The following is a 23,095-nucleotide window of genomic DNA, read 5'->3' as shown; positions in this document are numbered from 1 at the left end:
TTCATTGAACTGGTTCATGCTGTAAACCTCGGGATTGCCCTGTAGGGAGGGCGGACGTCCGGATCGACGCGCAGTTCGAACTACTGCGTCGGCTGGGTTAGCGAGGATCCGGACGGCATTTCAGGTCCCAAGGTGCCTGATCTGCGTTGTCGTCATCCTGGGAGAGGCTCCCAAGATCTTCGATGGTCAATCCCGAGTCTGAAGCGGCAGGGCCGCAAGCATCCAGAAACGCAGCGTCAATGAGTGCAATCACGAAAGCGGTTGCATCAAGTCTGCTGGCGCGAGTGCCTCGATGAAAGGGACGGACGTTAGACTCCACGCCACTTAACGTAGGAATATCGGGGAGCAATATTGCCCCGAGACCCTTATAGGGCCCGAATGAGTTCCTGACCGGTCTAGAAGCGCAGCTGAAGTGTTCGGCGTTCTTCATCGGAATACTCTCCCGATCCTGGGGGACCCGTCGCGTTTAGCGACGACGGGCGGTTGCAGCGAACGGTGTGGGAGCGACGACCTTTCGGGCGACGCATGATCTGAAAAGCAGGCATGGTGGTCTCCGGTCGTGAAGGCGCGAGACGCCAGGAGGCGTTCCTCGCGGGCGAGCGCAAATCTTCTGGCGGCGGAACGCGGTGTTCAGCCGACTGGCGTCGCTGCATCAAGGTGCAGGTAGGTTCGGTTGAATGAGAGCATGGAAGCCTCCCGGATCGCACTTTAAGCGAAGTGCCTGGCCAGAGATGACCGGCGTGAGAGGCTTATGTCGGCCAGGGATCCAAGCCGAAGGTCCGCAACGACCTTAGGCTTTGGTTCCAGCCAGACGATAGGCCCGCATCGCGGCAGCCTGCTGTTGCGTGACATTGCTCATGAAGATCATATGCCCAGAGTTTTCGTTCGCAGTCCAGGACGGAAATCTGCCACCCCGGACAACGTGGTTACTTGGTAAATTAGAGACGAAAGTGTACATAAAATTGATGATGTCGAGTTAACGGAATGTTTCCATTTTCGAGGCGTCGCCATTCCTGACCGCGTTGTCCTCATCCCAGCCCTCGTAGACGAGGCATCCATCATTCAGCATCGCTACGCTCCATCATCCGCGGCGGGGTAGGAAACAGCAGGATGCCCCCTTCATGGTCATGGCGGCGAAGAGCCTTGGTGCGCTTTGCGAGCACCCTACGCTCGGCCTCGACCATCACCTCGGCGGCAATGGCAAGCCTCGCGCGGTCCACGGCGGCCATGTAGACTTCAGAGCCAAGCTCGGTCCTAACCTCGACCAAAGTTCCCAAAAGGGCGAGGACAGCTTCATCCATGGCACGATCCCCCGTCATTGACCCTGGTCAGGTCGGTATGGTTTCGGCCGTAGGCTTCGACGCGCCGTCTGAAATCGACGCCGTCGATACGGCGCATCTCGACCAACGCGGTTGCCAAGGTCTCGATCAGGCCACGGTGACGGGAAACGATCTCGGCGGCACGAGCGGCGCTGGCCTTCAGCGATACCTCAACGAGGCGCCGGAATTGTGCGTCTTCATCTATGAGTGAGGCCGCCTTATCGGCATGGCGGCGCTGGGCTAGGCTTTCCCCCATGCCGTACGAGGCGTGGACGGCCGCCGCCATGTTCGTCGCGAACTCAAGATCGGAATGGGCGCCGGTCGAAGCCTCAAGGCCGAATACCATCTCGCCCGCCCGTCCGGCCAGGGCGGTGGTGATAAGCCTCTCGATGTCGCCGCGCGTGCGGGTGACCTCTCCCCTGGGGTAGGAGGCGACCATGCTGCCACCATGGGCGCCGTCGGTAAGGATCGAGACCGACTTGATCTCGCCCGCTCCTTCCAGGTGGGCGACCAGCGCGTGGGAGATTTCGTGGACGGCGCATCGCCACAAGGAACCGGGTGAGCGGGTGTCCGGCGCCAGGATCTCGGCCCGAAGGTCGGCGATGGTCATAGGCCGCTTGGCGACCCTGGCTTGGCGCCTTGCGGACTTGACCCATCCGGCAAGGACCGCGCCCGTGGCGCCGGCGGCGAGACCCGCGATGCCGGTCAAGTCGGTATCGGCGAGATCCGCGCCCAGGTGCTGGCGAAGGATGCCGGGGATGGCGCTCTCGTCAGGCGGCTTGATCCGAATGATGCGGGATAGCCTGCCAGGGCGGACCAATGCTGGATCGAGGGAGTCCGGGAAATTCGTAGCGCCTATGATGACGAGGTTGGCCGAAGACGGGCCGCTGGATGATACGCCATCCAGGAATTGGAGGATGAACCCTACAATGGGGGCCCAATAGTCGGCGTTTCGAGACCCGACCGTCGCGCGATTGGGGATAGCATCGCACTCATCGAGAAACAGGATGGCCGGTGCCGCATCGGACGCCTTGGCGAAAACGGCCTCCGCCTGCTTGAGGACTCCGTCAATGTAGCTGCTGCCGTCGATGAACCATCTGGCAACACTGGTTGTTATTAATGGTAAATTAGTTGCCTTTGCGATGGATGTAACAAGCGTTGTCTTGCCGGTACCAGGAGGTCCTGCAAACACGACTTGGCGGTCAATTGTTGAGAAGTCTGCGATGTCTCCCCGGCGCCAAGCCTCGACGTCCTCCACGAGGCGCGACGACCATGCCATCGCATCATCGTAGCCGCTGAGGATATGCAGGTCGGGAACGTCGGAACCGAACCGGGAGACCACACTCAGGCTGACCGATGCCGCCTCCAGGCGCCGGATGCAGGTGCGCACGTCGCTTCCGACCCGGATGGCGCTGATCAGGTCAAAGAAGTCGAGGCCGACGCCGAGCTTCTCGGAAGCCGCCCTGGGCTTGCTGCCGGTGGCATCGCGGATGGCCTTGCGGATGACCGCGGGCGTGGGATGGCCGACCCGGATCCGCATGTCCGCGCCGGCAACGAGGGACGGCGGTAGGAAACGCTGGGGCGCGTGGCTCACCGCCACGACGCGAAGCCCAGCGGCCAGGAGCCTGGCGAATTCATCCTCGCCCTCCTGCGGCTTTCTGGCGTGGCGGGTGGTCCCGTCTCGCCCCTCCGTGCGCTGCCAGTCCGCCAAGGCATTGGCAGCGGCCCGCAGCGGAGCGACCCAGGCGGGGGTAGGGGCCTCGATGACGACGCACAGGCCGGGCGAGTGCCGGAAGCGACGGAACTGGGCGGTGGTCATCGCCGCCCGTAGAAGGTGGCGGCCCAACGACCTGTCGGGCGGGATGAGGGTCTCCGCCGGGATGGTCTCGTGTTGGCCGTCCTCGGGATCGGCGAGGAAGTCTTCGGCGATGTCGTAGGTCATGGCTGCCTCTGGACGCGAGGCAGCCGGGCGCACTCACGGCACCGGGTCAACCGTCGCGAAAAATGGGATTGGGACGGCGCATGTCGCGCCTGGAGTGGGATGCGACCGGGCTATGCCTGGCCGGAGTTCCGGCAACCGGTTTTCGAAGGGGAGGGTTGGTTCGTGTCATCGGGAGGGGTCCGTCAAAGAGGCCTCCCGGGCACGCGCAAGGGCGCGAGCTATCCGCGGGAGGGGGAATCAGCTTGCGCCGGCGCGGGAAACCCCGTCCGGTCCGACGTGCATTTATCGAGCGCGAACATGAAGCCCAGGTGCAGCTGATCGTGCCGGAATGCAAGTACTCAAAAAATGAGTTCTGGGGACGACTGTGGACAATGGTTAATCGGGGATAGCCGTTTCTAAGATCCCCAGTCGTTCATGAGCCTTGAGAGGTGACTGCCCGACGTAGCCATTCGAGAGCAGGCACGCCTGCAAACTATGCGGTATAACGCGTAGCGCCATGCTTTACCCACCGCGTCCCGCATTGCTCGTCCAGGACGGCCACCATTGCCGCCGGTACCCACGTCTGCGGCGCCTGGACTTCAATCCGAGAGCTTCGCGGCGATCCATCAGTGCTGAAACGGGCAACCGCAAGATTTCTTGAAAACGAACGAGGAAATCGACGCCACTGCGGCATTACCAACGTCGGCGCCACCTCAATCAGTGCTCCCCCGAATTCATCGAATGATGCTCGATTGCCGCTGAAGGCCGTCCGTCAGCGCACCCGCTCGGTGCTGGGGACATCGAACATCTCCAGGGTCAGGCGCGAGTCTAGGCGGTGGTTCAGGAGAGCCTGGAAGATGGCGCGGCCGCTCTCGACGGTGGGGACGATCCGCCCGTCGTCATCAAAGGTGAGCGCTAGGTTCATGCTCGCGTGTTCCGCAAGCAGCCGCTTCATGAACTCTGGATCCTTGTAGTGCCCCTTCTGCTGGATTGCGACCGCACGGCGGAGATGGATCTTGTTCGTCCCAACATACTCATCCAGGGGTGCGAGATCGGAGAAGATGTTCGCGAACGCCGGTTCCTGCTTGAGCGTCGCGAAGGCGACCTCGTGGCCCGCCTTGTAGGACAGCACGGACTCAAAGCGGGGCTTGCACCTGACGAAGACCCGGTCGTCGAGAACGAAGAAGTCGAAGTCGGGACGGATCGTGAAGACCGGCTCCTCGTCGAGATCCAGTTCCTCATCGGAGAAGATCATCCTGATGAAGCCGGTCGTCTTCCTGGTCGACCAAGACCCGTCGGTTTTGCGCACCGCCAGGAGCGTCCTGCCCTCGTGAACGAACTTGGCCACGCAGAAAACGCTGTTGGCCAGATCCTGCGGGCCTCGGACCTTACGGGCCGGCGTGGGCTCGGCGACCGCAGCCGTGATCAGGTGTGCGTGCGTCTCATCCGCCTGAAGGGTGAGGGCGCTTGCCTCGTTGTTCTGCGCAAGTATGTCGTACTCGATGGTTTCCGCGATCGGCGCGACGCATGAGCCGACCGCACCTCTCAGCCTCGTTCCGAGCTCATCCGTGATGGACACCCACCGCCCCGAGAATTTAGGGAGTCCTCCCTCTGCCGGAGAGGTCTTGAACACCCACACCGATACTTCCGCTTTCGTAAGGTCGAACGCCTTCAGGTCCGTAAGCGTGGTCATCCCCCGGCACTCTCCCCCTCGGTCCTTACGACCATCACGTCCTGCAGGCTGCCTTGAGGGTAGCTCCGCTCCGGCTCGATATCGACCTTAGAGAGAACTCGTCCCACGAAAATCCGCACGCCGGCGCCGTATATGTATTTGACCTCGAACAACTTCCAGCCGAACACGGCCAGGACTGGATTGAGTGCGATCTGACCGGATTTGTAGGTGATCCAGAAGATCCAACCCAAGAACACGCCGAACCCGATCAGCTTCGTCGGTTGGTCGTATTCGAGGCTGATGAACGAGACGACATAGGGGATGACGTAATTGATCAGGTCGGCGGGGATGTGCTTGCTCTCCGTCACCTTCACGCTGTGGGGGGTCGGCAGGCGGCGAAGCGCGAGGAAAGTGGCAAGCATGCCGACCGCGCAAATCACGACCGCGGACAATGACCAAACTGGGTTCTTCAGGGGACTCGCGCATTCCATGGCAGCCATCGACGCCAATGGACAAATTCCCCGCTTCATGGCTTCGACGTCGACGTCCTGGGCAAGCAGGATCACGCTCAGGGGAAGGTAGGACCCGAGGTAGATCGCGACCGCAAAAAGAATTCTGAGCTGCATGCCAGCCGGCTTTCGACGGGCTTGTACACTTAGCGTCGGACAGGCTGTCCGAAGTGTCGTCCCCAGCGCCTAAGATGGTGTCTGGGATAGCGATTTTCGACCTTGTGAGGCTGTTTCCAGTCACGGTCGCCAGCCGCCCCCGTCGTGGATCGACAGGCTGCTCTTCGGCCTCGGAACGGGCAACCTCGACGACGAGATTAGGCACGAACCCCGAACGCTCCTCGACGTGGCCGCGCGGATTGCAGACGATGCGGGTCGGCCCCACCACGTAATCCGAGGCATGGTGGATGTGGCCGTGGACCTACAGGTCCGGCCCCCGGTCCAGGATGAGGTCCGAGAGGTCGGAGGCGTAGCACCATTGAAGGTCCTCGGCCCGGGAACGAAGGCTTGCAGGGTGCGGGGCGTGATGGGTCACCACAACGGTTGGGCCGGCATGCTCCACGGCTAGAGTCGCCTCCAGAAAGGTCCTGGTCGCCCGGTGCATCGCGAAAACTTCCTCGGGCTCGATGCGGTCGCGCGACCTCGGACCTGTGCGGATCCCGCGGTAATCGACCATGCCTCCGCGCCCCCTGGTCGCTCCTGAAGCCACGAGTCAAGCTAAACGAGCCCAAGCGGAAGTCCGTCCATAGGTGCCTCCCAGGAACCGCGTACCGCCCAGTGTGACCACGTCATTGAGCAGGAGGTGGATGCCGAGCGCGGCGGCCCGCTCCCGGCCTCGATCAAGCTGGTAGTGGATCGTGTAGCGTTCGTCGCCCCGGTCCCACCAGAAGTCATGATTGCCCGGTACGTAGATCATCGGCACGCCGGGCAAGCGCTCGCCCAACCAGTCCAGGGCTCGCAGCAGCGGCATGTTCACGTCCCCGGCGACAACCGCTACGTCGAAACCGTCCGGTGGCGCGTGCGCGCCAGGATCCCAGGCGTTCTCGGGCCATTCCTGGTGCAGGTCCGACCATATCCACAGGCGGTTCGCTGCTGGCACGGTCATGGCCGCTCTCCGGCGGCAGTGTTCTCGGCAAGGCGCTCACGAATCCGCTCCAGCGTCACCGGCGCCAAGTCAAAGCAATCGACCCCGATATCGGTGCTTGCCGCCGTGCCCGGCAGGGTGCCGTGGGAATGGCCAAAGAGGTGGATGTCGCCGCGGTGCATGCGCGGCCAGACCGTATGGGCGTAATGGCTCAGCCAGACGCCCTGAGGCACCCCAGTGGTCGGGTCCGTGACCACGACATGGGCCACGTCGGTCGCCGGACCGTTCCACGGCAGGCGCGCACCGATGCGATCGTGGTTGCCCCGGACCAGGGACTTCCTGCCGTTCAAGCGAGCGAAGATCGACCTGGCATAGGCCTCGGAGCAGCGATAGGCGAAATCGCCCAGGTGCCAGACCGTATCCTCCGGACCAACAACGGCGTTCCAACGCGCGACCAGGGCTTCGTCGTGCTCCTGGATCGAGGCGAACCGCCGGTGGATGTGCATCCTAGGGCTCAGGATGCCCCTATGGCCGAAATGAGTATCAGAGGTGAAGAGAGTTTGGGTCAACGAAGCCTCCCGCGGTTGCGGAGGCTGGGCACGCGGCGTCGCTCTCCGGGGTCAGTCGGTCGGAAGCGGCGGCAAGCGTTTCATGGCTAATGATTCCTTTGGATGGCCGTGATCGCCTGGGCTTTGGTCAGAGGCAAGCCTTTGCCTCTCTCATCCACACCCCGAAAATTCGATGCGGGAGCTTCGGCGAAGGACGGGATATTCCGCCACCCGAAGCCCGGGCTCATTCGGCTGCCTCATTCACTTCCGTCGCTGCCGGCCAGCAACGGGCTAGGCGTCCGAACACCCTGGCGTCGCTCCATGTGGATCCTGGGTGCGGCGCTGACCGCCGCATCGGCCGAGCCGGCGCGTCTGGAAAGTGGGAGCGTTCCATCGTGACCGGCGAAAACCACCATTGAGGCTTGGTTCGCGTCCGGCCGTGGGACGCCCTGCACCGACCGAACGGGGGCCGAGGTGGCATGCGGCCTCGACCGCGTGGCGGCGGTGAGAACCTTCTACGGCTCCGACGGCGCCACCGCGTTGGTCTTCGTCCTCTACTCGCCGCAAGTCGCCAACACCGTCCACCAGGCCATCGGGCAGATTCGGCGGACCGGCGAAGCGTGGGCCTTGGTCCGCGAGATCCGGGGCGTGACGGGGTAGGGACCGGAGAGCCTGTCCTTCGAGGACGGCCGAGCGAGCTTCACGATGGCTGCCGCCTTGCCGGGGGACGCCCGCTGCTGCCTGACCGGCAGGCAGCATCATGAGATCGACCTCGACACCGGTGCGGTGAAAACCGGCCCGAAGCTTCCCGACCTCACCCCGGGCCAATCATCCGCCTCCCTGGATGTGCCGACCCGGCCGGCTGGCTACCAGGGCGTCACGTACCTCCATAATGGCAGCCAAGTGCTGGTGGACGAGCGAGCCGGGACGATCACGTACGAGGTCCCCATGGCCTCCATTCGCAAATCCGTGTCGAAGGTGACGCTCCTGTTCCGGGGCACCGTTCGAGTGAACGGGTCATTCGAAGGCATCGCCTACGTCTTGAAGGCCGGCTGCGCGTCCGCACCGTACCCCGTCGCTGGCTGGTCGAAGGGGTCGACGATCACCCTTAAGGGATCGGCCCCGCACCGGGATCCGCACTCCTGTGCTGTGATGGCGAGAGGGGGCGGTGCCCATTCGAAGTTCACCTTCGTCGAATACGGCGATTTCTAAAACTCGTCCCGCTCCGACGAAAAGGCATCTCATGGCTCACTGGCACATGGGCGCCCATGTCATCGAACTCGGCATTGTCGATATGGGCGACAACTTCGTCACATACCACGGCGTGAAGGTCATCATGCCGAATGGCAAGAGGACCTTCGTTGGCAGGGTCATGATGCACAACGAGATCAATGCCCTCTTCCGCGAGACATAAGGTCAATTCGTGGATCTGTACCTACCCGGGTCGGGCGGCCAAAACCCCGCCTTGCTGTACGGCATGAAGACGGAGGTGGAGGATTCCTACAACAAGGCATCCCCCTTCTACGCGGAGAAAGCGCAGTGGGGTGGCTACCTCGTCATGTCGTTCGTGGCTTGGTTCCTACTGATTGGGTTTGTGATGGTCCCGTATGCCTCTTCGCGCTCGACCGTCTGGCGAAACGGGATCCGCTGTCCCGGAAAGTGTTCGATGCTCATTGGCCGCCCGCCGGAACGGGGGAAGATGCGCTCCTCGCCACCGGACAGGTGGAACGAAAGGCCGCCTGACCTGTCCCAGCCGGTGACGGTGGCGTTATTCTCGTGGGCGTGACGGTGGATGTGGGCTTGTTGGCGTGACTGACGACGGCTACTCGCCGGAGGCGACGCTTCAGCTGACGGACACAGCATGCTAAATGCCATCGGCCATCACCCCGGCGCGGTTTGGCTAAAGCTCGATTTCCAGTGCCACACGCCACGCGACAGGGGCTGGATCGGCTCTCCGAACCTGGCTGGTGGCAGTCCTGCGAACGAGGCTGGGCGTCAAGCCTGGGCGGACGCCTTCATTGCCGAGGCCATCGCGCGCGGGCTTGGGGCCGTCGCGATCACGGACCACCACGACGTCGCGTTCCTGCCCTATGTCATCGACGCGGCCGCGCGGGCAGCGGCGGATGCGGCGCCGGTGATCTATCCAGGCATCGAGGTCACCTGCGCCGACAACGTGCAGTGCCTGGCGATCTTCGAACCCGGCACCACACCGGACGAATGGCGCCGCCTCCTGGCCAAGCTCGTCGCCGTCACCGAGACCGACGCGAAAGCCGACAGGACGGCACAAATCCGGCACTGCGGCTTAAGCGTCGAAGCATTGTTCGATGCGGTCGCGGTCGACGAGATCCTCGCCCCGCGCATGCTGTTGATTCCGCATTTTAGTCGCGACGATGCCCACAAGTCCCTGAACGCCGAAGGCCATGCCCCTCGCTTCGCACGTCTGCCGTGCGACGGCGTCTACATCGAGTGCCCCCATGCAACCCTCGATCAGCCGACGCTCGACAAGGCACATGGCAAGATCGACGAGTGGGGCCGCCGTCGACGCGCAATTCTGGCCACCGGTGACAACCGAAACGCGGGCTGGGACCGCCTCGGCGTGCACGACTGCTGGGTGCGCCTCGGCGAACCGACCATAGAGGCCTTGAGACAGGCGTTCCTCGCGGACGAGGCGCGGATCGTCTACGTGCCGCCGCAGTTGCCGGTGAACAGGGTCGTGAGGATCGATGTGCAATCGACCATTACGGGCCCGGCCCCCCTCTCGATTTTGGTCAACGACGGGTTCACGGCCCTGATCGGCGGCCGAGGATCCGGCAAAAGCGCCGTGCTGGAGTTCCTGCGCTTCGGGCTCGGCAAGTCCGAGATCGACCTCGCTCCGGAGGAGAGGGCCGGGCGGAGGCCGCGCGAACGCGAACGCACGCTCATCGACGAAACGCTCAGCGGGGGCTGGGTCGCCGTCGAGCTCGACCGGGGCGGCCTTCGCGAGCGCTGGCAGAGATTCGGCGACAATCCGGCGACCATCGTCGTCACGACGCCCGGCCTCGACGACGAGCCGATCACGGTCGCCGACGCGCAGCGTCGGTTCCCGGCTCGCGCATTCCACCAAAAGGAGCTTTCGACGACGATGGTCGATCCGGAGGCCGCGGCGGAAAACATCACCGGCATCGCGGCCGCCGAGGTCATCGAGGAAAGAAGGCGCATCGACGGCGAAATCGCCGTCGTGAAGCGCGAGGTGACGACGGCCCTGCAGGATGTGGCCGCACACTGGCAGGCGGAATTGGAGCTGGGCCGTGCCCGTGGACGGGTCGCCGACATGCGGCGGAGGCTGGATGCCGCGCGGGTCAGGATGGCTCAGGGCGGCGTGCAGGAGGCCGACCTGGCCATCCTCCGCGAAGCCCCGCGATATGGCCGCGGGCGAAACTACCTCGACGACGTCGGAAGACGTATCGCCGACGACCGGGACAGGATCGGCGCCATCCTGGAGTCCCTCCTTGTCGTCGACAAGGAGCGATATGGGGACGCGCTCGAATTCGGTCCCCTCGCGGAACTCGACATCCGCCTCAAAGCCGTCCGAAGCAATATCGATGGCCGCCTAAGGTCCGTGCTGCGGGACCTGAGCGACCTTTCATCCGCCCGTGATGCCGCCGGCGCCGAATTCCAGGTCATCCGGCAGGCCTTCGAGGAAGGGTACGCCAAGGCGCGCGAGCGTCAGGTGGCCCACGGCGCGTTGATCAAGGAGGCGGAGGCTCTCGCCGGGCAGCTGGAGGAAATGGAAGCCCAGGAGGCGCGAGCCTCCGAACGCTTCAACATGACCCACGCCGCGCCGGCCATCCTAATCGACGCGCGACAGAGGCTGGCGCAGCTCGTAGTCGACCGTCGGACCCTGCTCGCACGCGCCGCCGATGAGGTCGCGTTGAAATCGGCTGGCACCCTTCTCGCGCGGGTTTCGAAGGATCGCCGGCCCGTCGAGTGCATCCAATCGCTCTGTGCCTGGATGGAAGGATCGATGATCCGCAACTCCGACCGGAGCTGTTCCGATTGGGTGGTGGCGACGTGCCGGGACGGTGGCCAGGGCTGGACGGCCTTGTGCGACGCCCTGCTCAAGGTCTACCGCGACAGGATCATGGCCGGCAGCCCGACCGAGCCGGGCGTTGAGGCCATGGCGGAATTGAAAACCCTGGTGTTCGGGGGCCAGGAGCGGCTCACCGACAACCAGGCGAACCGGCTCTACGCTCGTTTGAGCGACCAAAGCGTCGAAGTCATGCTCTCGGCCGTACCGAGGGATTCCATCGTGCTGACCTACGTCAGCGACGGCCAGAAGATCGGGTTCGCGCGCGCATCCCCCGGGCAGCAGGCATCCGCGCTCCTCGAATTGCTGCTGCGACAGGAAGCGGGAACGCTCATCGTCGACCAACCGGAGGACGACCTCGACAACCGAGTTATCATGCGCATCGTGGAACGAATTCGGACGTCCAAGACGGCCCGGCAGATCATCTTCGCGACCCACAACGCGAACCTCGTCGTGAACGGCGACGCGGACAAGGTCGTCACCATGGTGTCCACCATCGCGGAGGATCGGGCGCCGGAAGGAACGACGCACGTGCGTGTCGAAAGCGACGGCGCCATCGAGACCCCCGCCGTCCGCCAAGCTGTCACGCGGATCATGGAAGGTGGCTTGGATGCCTTCGACCTCCGTGCACGGAAGTACGGTGTCGAGGGAGCACAAAGATAGGTCCGACCAATCCTCGCGCAGGGATACGGGCAACTGACGGTCGAAGGGGCGGCGGTCGAGGTATGCCAAGCCGCGAGGACCCTGGACATGCTGAGGGTGACGATCTTTTCATCGACGCTCCGGCATGATCGCCGGGAAGGCGTTGGTGCAGGCAAGCCATGACGGACGAGGACCGACAGAAGATCAAATCCATCGCGGGGCGCTTGAGGGATGCCGGTTTCCGGGTCTCCACCCGTGCGGTGTACGACGAACTCGGTCGCAAGGGGTCCTACAACGCCATGGCCGCCGTGGTCGCCGAGTGGCGGGCGGAGGTCGACTACCAGCCGGAGGTCGAGACCCATGACTTACCGTCGGGGCTCAAGGTCAGGCTGCTCGACATAGGCGCCGAGATCCTCGCCCACGTACGAGCCGAGCAATCGGCGGCGCGGGATGCCGAACGGGTCAACGCCGACACGAGGCGGCGGGCATACGAGGCGGAAACCGCCGAGGCCGGGGCCATGGTCGGTCAACTCTTGGAGCGTGTCCAAGACCTACAAGCGGAAGTGGCATATCTACGGGCCTTGACGGGATTGGAGGGCACGACCGGGGGCGAGGCCTCGGCGGTCGAGACCGTGATCACGCGCCCTGGTCCCTCCGGGGAAGCGGACGCCCTTTGGACACGCATCGGCACCGAAGTCCGTGAATTGCTTGGCCGGCGGGGTCCCATGTGGGAGCCGGAAATCCTGGATGCGTTGCCCGTCGAGATCCGTCGCCGCTCCGTACAGGTCGGATTGCCCCTCTTCGCCGGCTGGCTGGGCTTCCATCTCCGCCGGATGGCCAATGCCGGCGAGGGGATCCGCATCGACGACGGACGCTTCGTCGCCAGCGAGCCGCAGGACGCAACGGAGGAGCCACCCACTTCCAAAGCCGAGGCGACGCGGTTTTGGCGCCTCGTCATGCGGGAGGTCATCGGCATCGTCCGACGGACCGGACGCCCAATGGCGGCGGCAGAAATCCTCGGGGAACTCGCGCCCAACACCATTGAGACCGCGCGGCGGTTCGAAGTGATGAAACCGGGAATGTTGGCCGAGAAGATGCGTGTTCGCGCGGAGCGCAAGGACGATCCGTACTTCGTCGAGTTAGAGGACGGTCGCTTCGACCTCAGCGACTTGATGAAGGCAGTGGCGGCGTAACGGATCGGTCGTAACGATACCCGGCGACGTTACGTTACGGCTAATGCTTGATGCTCTCGGCCCCGGCCGGCGCTGGGACCCCGCTCGACACCATCGGTCGCCCGGGGGGATCAGGCAGCCTCTCCCACCGGCAGAACGGCCTTGGCGTCGGTTATGGCTTGGAACTCGTCGAGGAATTCAGGACGGTGCTGGACGAGGTATCGCACGACCCGTCCATTGCTGAGCAGTTTCGCAAGGTAACCTCGGACCACCGTCAGTTCCAACGTGTCCCTTCCGAAGGTTTCTTGGACCGCAGTGACGGATTCTTGCAGTTTGGCGAGTTCGCGCTCCATTCGAGCCAACGTTTCCGGCGTTACGCCTTTCACCTTCTTGCGTTCGTTTCCGTCAACAAGCCCGGATTGCGGCGTGGTGGCCAGGATCGCCGAGGCATAATTCACTGAGTAGTTGTGCGCCCCGACCAGCAGCTCCGCGGCTTCGATTTGGCGAAGGGGCCGCATCTTCTGCATGAGTTCGAACACGGCGATGGGGCACGGCTTGTCCTTCAGCAAAGAAACGGCCTCGTCGCAGATTCCGTCGAGCATGCGCACCCGTCGCTGAACGCTCACCGGATGGATGCAGAGGGCCGTCGCGATACGTTCGGCGGGCACGCCCCTATCCATGGCCCTGACGATCATCGCCCTTTCCTGCACGGCGGAGAGGCGGTTGATGCGGCGATTGTAGGTGAAGGCCTCGTCGTCGGTGGAGACCAGGCATTCCACCTCCGACTGGCCGAGCTCCTTCAGAACCTCGACGCGCAGATGACCGTCGAGAAGAAGGTAGACACCTGGCATCCTACTGTCGCGAGCAACCACGGGCGGTTCGACGAGGCCGATTTCGCGGATGGACGCGGCGATCTGCAGATATTTCTGGCTGGCCTTCATCGTGGGCCGAAGGCTCTTGACGGGCAGCAGCGACGCCAGGGGCAACGTCACCAACTCGGTCTCGAACGCAAGGGTCAACGGGTGAACTGGAACGATGTCGCTCATGACGGCCTCGCAATCAATCGGTTGTGAAGGTCGAGCGGCATGGTGGCCAACCCCTCGGCACGCAGCAGGTCGACGAAGGTCGCGTCGGACCTCAGCACCTTGAGGGCCTCGACCGTGAAGAGCAGCTTCGTCTGGGTGACCTCGGCTTTCTTGACGAGCAGCCTCTGCTTGTCCGCTTCCTGGTGATACATCCGTAGCAGCGCGTCCGTAGACATCGGGCGCTTGGCGCCGTCCTTCCGCCCATAGGCGCTCTTGAGGAGGCCACGGCCTCTCTGGCGACGCGCTTCGAGCAAGCGCCGGACTTTCGCCAGCTTGCCGCCTGAGAGCTTGCGTTCCGAATAGGCCTGCGCGAGCAAGGCTTGTTCGCCTTCTTCGTCCGTCCGAGAGATCTCGACCGCCACGCTGACGGGTAGGACACCGGTTTCGACAGCGGTGAGGAGGCGCTCCTCGCCACGTTCGATGAGGCCGACCACCATGTTGACCCACTGCTGGGTGCAACCGATTTTCTTCGCGATCTCCCCGTCGCAGTACCCGCGCTTCCTCAGGGCTGAAACATCGTGAAGAAGGTCGATGGGGCGATGCTGGCGCCGGGCGCAATTCTCCACGATGCTCATGACGAGGCAGTCGCGTTCGTTCGCCTTAATGACGATGGCTGCGACTTCCGTTTGCCCAAGCTGAATGCAGGCTTCGAGGCGCCCCTGACCGCAGACGAGGCCAAACGATGGCATCCCATCGAGGTCCGGAAGCGGCGTCACCGTTACCGGGCGCTTCAAGCCAACCAGGGAAATGCTTTCCACGATCTCGCGGAATTTGCGTCGGTCCCGAACCCTGGGGTTCAGCACCGTGATCCTGTCCACCGGGATCATACGGACGCTGCGCTTGGAGGAATTCGTCATGCGGCCTCCTCGAAAGGTGCGCGGGCGGAAAGAGCGAAGAAGCCGTCCAGTGTCTCGAAACGATAGACATCAAGGGAGAGGCCATTCCGCTCGGCGAGCCGAAGCCCTGGGCCGCTCATGTCCAGCCGCGGCAGGAGATAATGGTCGAGAACGGCACGGTTCCCGACGTCCATCCGCATCACGACCGTGATGTCGGGCATCAGCAGGGCGTCGAGCCGAATGCGCCACCGAAGCGAGCCCGCTGGCGTCTCGCGGCAGCGCGCGATTACGACCGAAGCGGTGAACTCGGTATTGACGGTGAGAAGGTCCGTGACGCGGTCGCGCTCAACGCTACCGCCGACACCGCGGATACCCCACATCACCGCATCGAGAACGTCGGGGTGCATCCTGCGCAGGGTCCGGTTGACCTCAATGTAGCGGTAGTCGTGGTCGGGCCTGTAGCCGATGAGCTCGTAGGCGCGGAGCAAGCTGCCGAAGCGGCGACGGTATACACTGCTCGACGGCATCTCCTCGCGTTCGTCGATAACCAAACCGGACAGTGCACCTTCAGCCTGAAGTAGTCCCCGCAGCAAGTCGAGGAGTTTGGCATCGTCATATCTGCGGCTACGGGCCTCGATGATGATGCGGGCCTGCTCGAACAGGTCCTTCTCGACCAGGGGCACGAATACATCCGGCGCGCGCACCCAGATCTCCGGAGGGTTCGCAACCCGGTGTTGCTTAAGCTTGAAGGAGCGCCGGTTGAAAACGTTGTGCCCGATGTACTTCTCGTTCGTTAGCACTTCGTGGACCGTAGCCCGCGACCACGGATGCCCGCTGTCCGTCCTCACACCTTCGCGGTTCAGCGACGTCGCAATCTCCGCCTCGGCTCGACCCTCATCGACGAACATCCGGTACATTCGCCTGACCGTGCAGACTTCCTCGTCGGGACCTGGCACGAGGATCACCCGGTCGGTCTGAAGACTCTTGCGCTGGCCGAGCCCGAGCTCGCCCTTCGATGCCCCCGGCTCGTCCACCAAGCGCCTGCGAAGCCCGAAGCCGGCCATTCCCCCTTGACGGAACCCTTTCTCGACGAGTCGGCACTGGCCAGCGAAAACCTTGACTGACAGCTCGCGGCTGTGCTCCCGCGCCATGACGCGCTTGACCGCCTTGAGCAAAACGGAACTCGTCGTCCCGTCGTTGTCGAACTGCTCGGCGCAATAGTGGACTTGGATGCCGGCACGCGAGCACAGAAATTCGTAGTGGGCGCTCTCGTCGGCGTCTTGGAACCGGCCCCAGCGGCTGATGTCATAAGCCAGGATGGCGACGAACTCCGCCTCTCCCGAGGCGACGTCCGCCATCAGGCGCGTGAGGCCCTCGCGGCCGCCGATCGTGAGCCCGCTGCGCCCCGCATCCTCGTAGACCCTGATGATCTCGAAGCCGCGCAGGTCGGCATACCGCTGGATTTCGGCGAGCTGGTTCTCGATGGAAAACTGTTGGGGATCGGTCGACATCCTGACATAGGCCACCGCCCTGGCGGAGCCACCGGTCTCCGTCTCGCCCCTCGGTCCCCCAGGATCCATGCCACTACGTCCGAAGGCTGATCGCGACGGCCCATCCATCGGGTCCAGTCTCTTGCCCGCAACATGAGCGTGCGGAGGCTGGAATGTCGTTTCCTAAGAAGGGCAATTCTTTTCATGGTCGCGGCGGTGGACGGATGCCGCCGAGCCAAGGCGAGACGTTCGCAGCGATGGTGTCCAACGTCCTGCGGATCTCGGTTGGGGGCCGTCCCTCGGCGGTGAAGCTGGTCGCACGATGGACAGGTGCTGGCGAGCGTAGCGTCAAAAATTGGTTCAACGGCTCATGCGCGCCGAAAGGGGATCACTTCCGAGAACTCGTCCGCCACTGCCCTGAAATGCTTCACGCCTTCCTGGTGTCGGCCGACCGGCACGACCACCTTGTCAGCGCCAAGGTCAACGAAGCGGAGGAAGCACTATTGGATGCCCTAGCAGCGATCACGAGAATGAAGCGTTGAAGTTCGTTCGCTTTCTTACGGTCTCGACGTCGATCCAGCAGGGCATTCAAACAGTCGCTCCGGTCATCGAGGATTTCTTGGATTTTTTAATGCGGCGATCGACGGTCGGTCCCGCAATGACCTCATAGCGCGGTATCTTGTCGATCTCCGGTTTCAGCGCGTCGGGAGGAAAATCGCCGTAGCCGTCGCCTTCCGACGCTGCCGCATGGCCTTGGATGGCATCGAGCTTGGCCGAGTCTATACCGATCCTTCGTCCGACGGTTTTGAACCGATGTCGCCAAGCATGGTTCGGCTGGACGTTCTCGTCGTCGACGCCGAGCGCTCGGACCCACTCAGCGAGCTTGCCCCCCACCTTCACGTAGGTCGGATTGGCGGCGGAGGCCCCACGTTGGCGCTCGACGCTGTAGAACAATGGCCCGGAACCTTTCGAGCGCACGAAATCGAGGAAACCCTGTTCTACGAGGTGATCGTGAAGTGGCACCTCGCGGGAGTCGTTCGTCTTCGTGGTGCCGGCCTCGGGCGTGATGTCCATCACCCAGACCCCCTCGCTGAGCCTCACGTCCTGGGCCCGGAGCTGGGTGATCTCGTTCACCCTGGCGCCGGAATAGGCGCACAGCCAAGGGACCCAACGGCGGGCGTCCTTCAGCTCCTGAGAGGCCAGACCGTTCTGTGGAGCGAGGGATGCCGCAAGGATCTGGTTTGCTTCCTCGGCAGAGAAACCCGACTTGCGCACCTTCCTCTTCCTCTTCCCCACCTTCACGACCACGCCTGCGGCCGGATTGCTCTCCATCCTGGACTGGGCGACGGCGAAGCTGAGAAGGGCTTTCGGAGCTGCGAGGTAGACGTCCCGCACCGTCAAGGGACTGAGGCCGTATGCCGTGCCCATCATCTTGTCACGCCAGCGAACGACGTCCGCGGCGGTGATGCGCCGGACGTCCTCGGTGCCGACGAAGGCCATGAATTTCCTCAGGATCGGGTACCACCGCTTGACGGTGGCCTCGCTCGGCTGAACCGAACGTCGGTACTCCGCCCAAACGTCAGCGAATTTCAGAGGTCCCGCCGAGGTGAAGGGCGGAGGGAAACGCTTGGCATGCTCGTCGGGCGTATAATCGCCCTCGGCGTTCCGCAGAAGGCTTTCGTGCGCCAACCCGTTCGCTTCCGCGGCGGCGAGGATGATGCGCCGACGGTCGCCCTCCGTGACGACGAGGCCCTTGTCCGAGATGACCTTGTCGGTGGCTTGCCCGTAGCGCGCCCGCACCAACGCCTCCGCCTCGGACCAACCCGTCGCGAGCCGCAATGCCGACGGACTGCCAGAGGTGCGCATCCGGAGGCTTTTCAGCCCATTGTCCGCCACAGCCTCCCGACGCCATTGCTCGGCTGCGCCCGGATCGTCTGCGTGTTCGGCGACCTTGCTGTGATAGATTTCGCCGGCAATGGCCTGGACCTGGCGATTGGTGAGCGGCTGCAGGCCCTTCCTTAGGTTGGCCCAGCGCTCCTCCAAGGCGGTGTTCTCGGCGAAGTGGCGGGCCCTGGCCTCGGCCGGGTCCTTGGTTTTCAAGGAAAACTTCACCTCCACCTTGCCAACGAGCTTCACCAGGTCCTCGGGCACGCGCCTGCGGAGTTGGTAGACGCCGGTCTTAGGATGCTTCGTGGGGCGGGGCATGGGCAACGGCACTGTGTACCACCTGTGTGTACCACCAGGCGGATAAAAAAGCCTTACTTGCCAATAGGTTCTGTAGGATCAAGCACTTAGGGGGGTGCGTGGCGGAGAGGGGGGGATTCGAACCCCCGATGCCCTTGCAGGCATGCCGCATTTCGAGTGCGGTGCATTCAACCGCTCTGCCACCTCTCCGCGAAGGCGCCTCGATGAGACGGGCGGTCACTAGCACGAGTGCTCCGGCTTTCACAAGCGGGGATCGCGGGAAAGCGTGACCGAGGAGAAGACGAGGGAGCCGGCGGTGTCGCGGTTCGGATGCGCCGGGGTCTTCAGCGTTGCTTAACCGGGGCGGTGCGACGGTCTGCGGGACGCGAATCGGAAACCCGTCGGCGACGCCTTGGACGCCGTACGGGGATTGACAGGATCGGGAAGCCCAGGGATGGCATCGGACGCCGCCACTGCCGTGATCGCCGTCCTGGCCGGCTCCGCGCCCCTGCATCTCATCCGCGTCCTGGCCCCCCTCGGCTGCGTGATCCGCCCCGTCAGCGGCCTGCCCCAGGATCTCGCGACCGATCGCGGCCCTCTGCCGGCCTGCGACCTGATCGTCGTCGAGGCGGGCGCCCAGGAGTCCTGCGCAGTGCTCGCGCTGATCGCACGGGTGCGCGGCCTGGGGGCGCAGGCTCGGACGCCCATCCTGCTGATCGCGGCCGACGATGCGCCACCGGTCCGGCGCGCGGCCGCGGCCGCCGGGGCCACCGATCTCATGGCGTATCCGGTCGATCCCTTCGATCTGCGGACCCGGGTCGGCAACCTGATCGAACTCGCCCTCGCCCGCCGGGCCGCCGAGCACCAGGGCCGGCTGGCGGCACACACCGTCGAGCGGGCCGTCGTCGAGGCCGCAGCCCGGGAGCGGGAGATCATCCGCCGCCTGATGCTGGCCGCGGAGTTCCGCGACGACCAGGCGGGGGGCCACCTGACCCGCGTCGCCGGCTGCGCCATCGCGATCGCCGAGGGCCTCGGCCTCCCGGAGCAGGAGGCGAACGACATCGCCTTCGCGTCGACCATGCACGACATCGGCAAGATCAGCATCCCGGACCATATCCTGATGAAGCCGGGCGCCCTCACCGAGGCCGAGCGCGAGGAGATGAAGCAGCATGCCCTACGGGGCTACCGCATGCTCCACGACAGCCCGTCCCACTTGCTGCAGCTCGCCTCCGACATCGCCCTCACCCATCACGAGCGCTGGGACGGCGAAGGCTACCCCCAGGGCCTGAGGAACACCGAGATTCCCCTGGCCGGCCGGATCATCGCGGTGGCCGACGTGTTCGACGCCCTCATCTCCGAGCGGGTCTACAAGAAGGCCTGGTCCCTGGAGCGGGCTCGCCAGCACATCGAGGCACAGGCCGGGACGCATTTCGATCCCGACTGCGTCGCCGCCTTCGTCTCGCGGTGGACCGACATTGTCGGCCTGATCGCGGAGCATCCGCCCGAGAACGCGGCCGCCTGACCCCGGCCGGACGCCGCGGATCCCGGCTCAGCCGGCGAGACATCACCGGATCCGGAGGGCGACAGAAGGCCGGGATCCTGTTACCGCTGCGGCGAAACAGGCATATACTAGAGGCATCTACGTCCGCTATCCTCGATTGTCCGCAGGGGCGGTCCCCGTCGTCTTGCTGGGACGCCGCGGTCGCGGGCTTCGGGATTTCAGTGGCATGGCATGCATGATGGACGCTTCCCGCGAGACAACCGCGCCCCTCACCGATCCGCTGCTCCTCGACAACCAGCTCTGCTACGCCCTCTACGCGGCCGCCCACCGGATGACGAAGTCCTACCGCCCGATGCTGGAGCGGATGGGCCTGACCTACCCGCAATACCTCGTCCTCCTGGTGCTGTGGGAGACCGACGGCATCACGGTTTCGGAGATCGGGCGGCGCCTGCGCCTGGATTCCGGCACCCTGACCCCTGTCCTGAAACGCCTGGAGGTGGCGGGCTTCCTCGTCCGGAGCCGACGGCGCTCCGATGAGCGCGAGGTCGAGATCGCGCTCACGCCGCGCGGACAGGGGCTCCGGGCCGAGGCGGCCGCCGTGCGAGAATCCGTGATGTGCCAGCTCAACATGTCGGAGCCGGAGGTGCAGGCCATGCGGGCGGACCTGAACGCCCTGATCGAGAACCTCAGTGCGGCCGGGTAACGGACCGGAGCGCCGGCCCCGCACCCCGCCGAGCCGCCGAGCCGCCGAGCCCGGCTTCGGACGCCGCCGCTCCCTGGAAGGCCGGGAATTTTGCCGGATAAGTTTTTCTTGAACCGAACGGGACAGTGCCGTTAAGGCGGTGCTGTCGAGCGCGCGATGCCGCGGACAAGCCCTCGTTCACAACCTGTGCGGGATTGAGCGTATCGTGGATTCCCACCGACCGGTTCAGCAGGCCATCGCGACCCCGTCCCCGGTTCCGACGAACGGATTCCCCGGGCCGTGCCCGTCGATCGCTGGCGTGTCCGGGCCAGGACGCATCAGGGTCGAACTTGCCGGTCGGTCCGGCGTTTCCGACCGATGAGTGCGCATGCGGGCGAAGCGGATCTGGCCCCGCGACGGCAGGTTGGTGTTCTGCCGTTCCGGCGAATGCCCGATGGCGGCTTCATGATCATGCTCATCACCTCGCGGGAGAGCCGGCGCTGGGTGATTCCGAAGGGCTGGCCGATGAAGGGGCGCAAGCCCTACGACGCCGCCGCCCGGGAAGCCTACGAGGAAGCCGGCCTCCTCGGCACCGTCGGCAAGCGTCCCCTCGGCTTCTACCTCTACGAGAAGCGCCTGAAGAGCCGCGATGCGGTCCTGTGCCAGGTGAAGGTGTTTCCCCTTGAGGTGCGCAAGCAGCTCAAGCACTGGCCGGAGCGCCATCAGCGCGAGGATCGCTGGTTCAAGCCGTCCGAGGCGGCCGACGCCGTGGCGGAGGCGGGGCTCGCCGCGATCATCCGTGCCGCCTGCAAGCGGGAAACCGGCGCCCTCGCCTGAGACGGGCGGGCGACGTCCCCGCCGCGCCCGTGGGAATTCGGCCACCGACCCGAGAGAAACCGACACAATTCGCTGCGATGCGATTGCCAAGGGGATGATGATCGGCTAATTGCCCGTCCGTCCGGTTCGCACGGCCCTCGCCGCAACCCAGGACGTTTAGCTGCTGTAGCTCAGTGGTAGAGCACCTCATTGGTAATGAGGAGGTCGACAGTTCAATCCTGTCCAGCAGCACCATTATTCTCCAACAAAAACAGCGCGTTCGGGGTGATGGTGCCGACTGCCGCCCGGTCCGGCTTTTTGTCTGGGCAGCACGCGGGCGGTCCAGGTTCGGAACGCGGTTTTCGCACCCTTGCGTCAGCCGCCCGCACGCCCCGTACGACCCTGCTATCGGCCGTTCGAAGCCCCCCCCGACCGGCAGCGGACGGCGAAAGCGGACACGGGGCGAAGCAGGGTGTAGGACCGTGCATGGGTCTGGAACCGCCGGCCTCGGAGCATTCCCATGAAACGCGCGACCCTATCGCTGATGGCCATCAGCCTGTTCATGGCGGTGCATGCGAGCGCGCAGAGCCTTCAGCCTCCATCCGATGGCCCGAGCACGCGCGAAGCGCCACGCACGAAGCGTGAGCGTGATCTCGGCCTGGACGGGAAGCCACGCGGGCAAAGAGAACTGTCGGCTCCGGACCGGGACGGGTACTCCACCGAGGAGCCCGATGACGAGGAGGACGACGATCTCGGGGAGGCCCTCCGTGGGGCTCAGCCCGCTGAGCCGCAGGCCCGTTGATCGTCTGCGGACCGCATGCGCTCTCCGATCCTCGCCCTGGTACTGGCCGTCGCGATCACTCCCGCCGCCCGCGCTGAGCCGGCATCGACCCTGGCCGGGCTGTGGCAGGCACTCGGCTCGTGTTCGCAGTCGGTGGGGGGCCCGGCAGGCTCGGCCGGCTCAGAGGTCACGGTGCTGCTCAGCATCAGGCGTGATGGCAGCCTCCAGGGGCAACCGCGGATCACGCACGCGAAGCTTACGGGCGACGATGCGGCTCAGAAAGAGTTCCTCGCTGGCGTACTCGGGAGCATCGCGCGGTGTTTCCCGCTCTCGATCACGGACGGTCTCGGCGGTGCCGTCGCGGGGCGCCCCCTTCGCCTGAGGGTCATGAACCGAGCGAGGGAGCGCGGCGCCTGAAACGTTGCCGCATGCACAAGCTTTGCCGACAGCCGCGAAGAGAAGCCGGGCGATGATATCGTAACCATGTCACGCCGCGCATATCGCTATGGAAATCGCCTGCCGCATTGCGGCAGCCTGGGCAGCAAGTCTGGACTGCGGAAGATGCTTCGATACGGCCTCCGGCAGCGGGAGGGCGAAATGGGAAGCGACGTTGAGGCCGATGTCGTGATCGGCTTTCATGCCGCAGCGTATCCGGCATTCGCCAGATCCGAAGCAAAGCGTTCTGAGCGAAACGCAGACGCGCAGGATCCATCTGCCTTACGGTCGCTCGGAGCAGCGCATTCGTCTGGCAGCCCGTCAGCTCCCGCGGATCGTCATGTCCGCGCCGTCG

Annotated in this window: 22 protein-coding genes and 2 tRNA genes; 11 read left to right on the top strand and 13 right to left on the bottom strand. The window is 64.5% G+C overall.

Features of this window, described 5'->3' with window-relative positions; all coding sequences use genetic code 11:
- Positions 1–1,058 precede the first annotated feature (1,058 nt).
- The 7 genes from ASG63_RS03470 to ASG63_RS03450 all read right to left on the bottom strand — a co-directional run bounded on the left by ASG63_RS03470 (position 1,059) and on the right by ASG63_RS03450 (position 7,071).
- On the bottom strand, positions 1,059–1,301 hold the full coding sequence (locus ASG63_RS03470; protein ID WP_056212111.1) for a hypothetical protein: 243 nt from the start codon (positions 1,299–1,301) through the stop codon (positions 1,059–1,061).
- Entirely contained in the window at positions 1,294–3,261 is a 1,968-nt protein-coding gene (locus ASG63_RS03465; RefSeq protein ID WP_056212109.1) for an AAA family ATPase, read from the bottom strand. The genes ASG63_RS03470 and ASG63_RS03465 overlap by 8 nt, the downstream gene beginning before the upstream one ends.
- Before the next feature lie 751 nt (positions 3,262–4,012).
- Positions 4,013–4,933 (bottom strand): Kiwa anti-phage protein KwaB-like domain-containing protein, encoded by a 921-nt coding sequence (locus ASG63_RS03460; RefSeq protein WP_056212106.1) that lies wholly within the window; start codon positions 4,931–4,933, stop codon positions 4,013–4,015.
- Positions 4,930–5,538 carry a hypothetical protein gene (locus ASG63_RS24935; protein WP_200957524.1) on the bottom strand — a complete coding sequence of 203 codons (609 nt, stop codon included), beginning with the start codon at positions 5,536–5,538 and terminating at the stop codon, positions 4,930–4,932. Before ASG63_RS24935 ends, ASG63_RS03460 begins: the two co-directional genes overlap by 4 nt.
- A 301-nt stretch (positions 5,539–5,839) precedes the next feature.
- Positions 5,840–6,022 carry a hypothetical protein gene (locus ASG63_RS26320; protein ID WP_244479804.1) on the bottom strand — a complete coding sequence of 61 codons (183 nt, stop codon included), beginning with the start codon at positions 6,020–6,022 and terminating at the stop codon, positions 5,840–5,842.
- Between the two features lie 108 nt (positions 6,023–6,130).
- The gene (locus ASG63_RS26315) at positions 6,131–6,523 is read right to left on the bottom strand and encodes a metallophosphoesterase family protein (RefSeq protein WP_244479803.1); all 393 of its coding nucleotides are present in this window, start codon (positions 6,521–6,523) and stop codon (positions 6,131–6,133) included.
- On the bottom strand, positions 6,520–7,071 hold the full coding sequence (locus tag ASG63_RS03450) for a metallophosphoesterase (protein ID WP_056212105.1): 552 nt from the start codon (positions 7,069–7,071) through the stop codon (positions 6,520–6,522). Before ASG63_RS03450 ends, ASG63_RS26315 begins: the two co-directional genes overlap by 4 nt.
- Positions 7,072–7,524: 453 nt before the next feature.
- On the opposite strand from ASG63_RS03450, the gene ASG63_RS26310 reads away from it, so the two are divergent.
- From ASG63_RS26310 to ASG63_RS03430, 5 genes are all read left to right on the top strand, one after another.
- The gene (locus ASG63_RS26310) at positions 7,525–7,710 is read left to right on the top strand and encodes a hypothetical protein (protein ID WP_244479801.1); all 186 of its coding nucleotides are present in this window, start codon (positions 7,525–7,527) and stop codon (positions 7,708–7,710) included.
- Positions 7,711–7,755: 45 nt separating this feature from the next.
- Complete coding sequence (locus tag ASG63_RS26305) at positions 7,756–8,262, top strand: hypothetical protein (RefSeq protein ID WP_244479800.1); 507 nt, start codon at positions 7,756–7,758, stop codon at positions 8,260–8,262.
- 31 nt (positions 8,263–8,293) lie between these two features.
- On the top strand, positions 8,294–8,464 hold the full coding sequence (locus ASG63_RS24930; protein ID WP_156394054.1) for a hypothetical protein: 171 nt from the start codon (positions 8,294–8,296) through the stop codon (positions 8,462–8,464).
- 447 nt (positions 8,465–8,911) lie between these two features.
- Positions 8,912–11,779: a TrlF family AAA-like ATPase gene (locus ASG63_RS03435; protein WP_056212100.1), complete on the top strand. Its 2,868-nt coding sequence runs from the start codon at positions 8,912–8,914 to the stop codon at positions 11,777–11,779.
- Positions 11,780–11,937: 158 nt separating this feature from the next.
- On the top strand, positions 11,938–12,951 hold the full coding sequence (locus tag ASG63_RS03430; protein ID WP_056212098.1) for a DNA-binding protein: 1,014 nt from the start codon (positions 11,938–11,940) through the stop codon (positions 12,949–12,951).
- A gap of 110 nt (positions 12,952–13,061) precedes the next feature.
- Here the strand turns inward: ASG63_RS03430 and ASG63_RS03425 are convergent, their stop codons facing one another.
- Genes ASG63_RS03425 through ASG63_RS03415 form a run of 3 tightly spaced genes read right to left on the bottom strand, consistent with a single transcriptional unit; the run spans position 13,062 to position 16,431 of the window.
- The gene (locus ASG63_RS03425) at positions 13,062–13,976 is read right to left on the bottom strand and encodes a plasmid partitioning protein RepB C-terminal domain-containing protein (protein ID WP_056212097.1); all 915 of its coding nucleotides are present in this window, start codon (positions 13,974–13,976) and stop codon (positions 13,062–13,064) included.
- Complete coding sequence (locus tag ASG63_RS03420) at positions 13,973–14,872, bottom strand: plasmid partitioning protein RepB C-terminal domain-containing protein (protein ID WP_056212095.1); 900 nt, start codon at positions 14,870–14,872, stop codon at positions 13,973–13,975. The genes ASG63_RS03425 and ASG63_RS03420 overlap by 4 nt, the downstream gene beginning before the upstream one ends.
- Positions 14,869–16,431, bottom strand: a complete 1,563-nt coding sequence (locus ASG63_RS03415; RefSeq protein ID WP_056212092.1) for a recombinase family protein — start codon at positions 16,429–16,431, stop codon at positions 14,869–14,871. The genes ASG63_RS03420 and ASG63_RS03415 overlap by 4 nt, the downstream gene beginning before the upstream one ends.
- Before the next feature lie 83 nt (positions 16,432–16,514).
- Between ASG63_RS03415 and ASG63_RS24925 the strand changes: the two genes are divergently transcribed.
- Complete coding sequence (locus ASG63_RS24925; protein WP_156394053.1) at positions 16,515–16,883, top strand: hypothetical protein; 369 nt, start codon at positions 16,515–16,517, stop codon at positions 16,881–16,883.
- 46 nt (positions 16,884–16,929) lie between these two features.
- Here the strand turns inward: ASG63_RS24925 and ASG63_RS03410 are convergent, their stop codons facing one another.
- Both ASG63_RS03410 and ASG63_RS03405 read right to left on the bottom strand, forming a co-directional pair.
- The gene (locus ASG63_RS03410; RefSeq protein ID WP_056212090.1) at positions 16,930–18,546 is read right to left on the bottom strand and encodes a DUF6538 domain-containing protein; all 1,617 of its coding nucleotides are present in this window, start codon (positions 18,544–18,546) and stop codon (positions 16,930–16,932) included.
- A 99-nt stretch (positions 18,547–18,645) separates the two neighbouring features.
- Positions 18,646–18,735: transfer RNA gene (locus tag ASG63_RS03405), tRNA-Ser, on the bottom strand.
- A gap of 244 nt (positions 18,736–18,979) precedes the next feature.
- On the opposite strand from ASG63_RS03405, the gene ASG63_RS03400 reads away from it, so the two are divergent.
- From ASG63_RS03400 to ASG63_RS03380, 5 genes are all read left to right on the top strand, one after another.
- Complete coding sequence (locus ASG63_RS03400) at positions 18,980–20,047, top strand: HD-GYP domain-containing protein (protein WP_056212088.1); 1,068 nt, start codon at positions 18,980–18,982, stop codon at positions 20,045–20,047.
- Positions 20,048–20,261: 214 nt separating this feature from the next.
- Positions 20,262–20,729, top strand: coding sequence for a MarR family winged helix-turn-helix transcriptional regulator (locus ASG63_RS03395; protein ID WP_056212085.1), 468 nt, complete (start codon positions 20,262–20,264; stop codon positions 20,727–20,729).
- A 357-nt stretch (positions 20,730–21,086) separates the two neighbouring features.
- Positions 21,087–21,545, top strand: coding sequence for an NUDIX hydrolase (locus ASG63_RS03390; protein ID WP_056212083.1), 459 nt, complete (start codon positions 21,087–21,089; stop codon positions 21,543–21,545).
- Between the two features lie 159 nt (positions 21,546–21,704).
- Positions 21,705–21,779, top strand: a tRNA-Thr gene (locus ASG63_RS03385).
- A gap of 265 nt (positions 21,780–22,044) precedes the next feature.
- The gene (locus tag ASG63_RS03380; RefSeq protein ID WP_056212082.1) at positions 22,045–22,326 is read left to right on the top strand and encodes a hypothetical protein; all 282 of its coding nucleotides are present in this window, start codon (positions 22,045–22,047) and stop codon (positions 22,324–22,326) included.
- A gap of 465 nt (positions 22,327–22,791) precedes the next feature.
- Here ASG63_RS03380 and ASG63_RS24920 read toward each other — a convergent pair whose 3' ends face one another.
- A complete protein-coding gene (locus ASG63_RS24920; protein ID WP_156389780.1) occupies positions 22,792–22,944 on the bottom strand; it encodes a hypothetical protein in 153 nt (50 codons plus the stop codon).
- Positions 22,945–23,095: the final 151 nt, after the last annotated feature.

The sequence above is a fragment of the Methylobacterium sp. Leaf94 genome, assembly GCF_001426045.1.
GTDB lineage: Bacteria > Pseudomonadota > Alphaproteobacteria > Rhizobiales > Beijerinckiaceae > Methylobacterium.
This window is presented reverse-complemented; position numbering and strand designations above follow the sequence as displayed.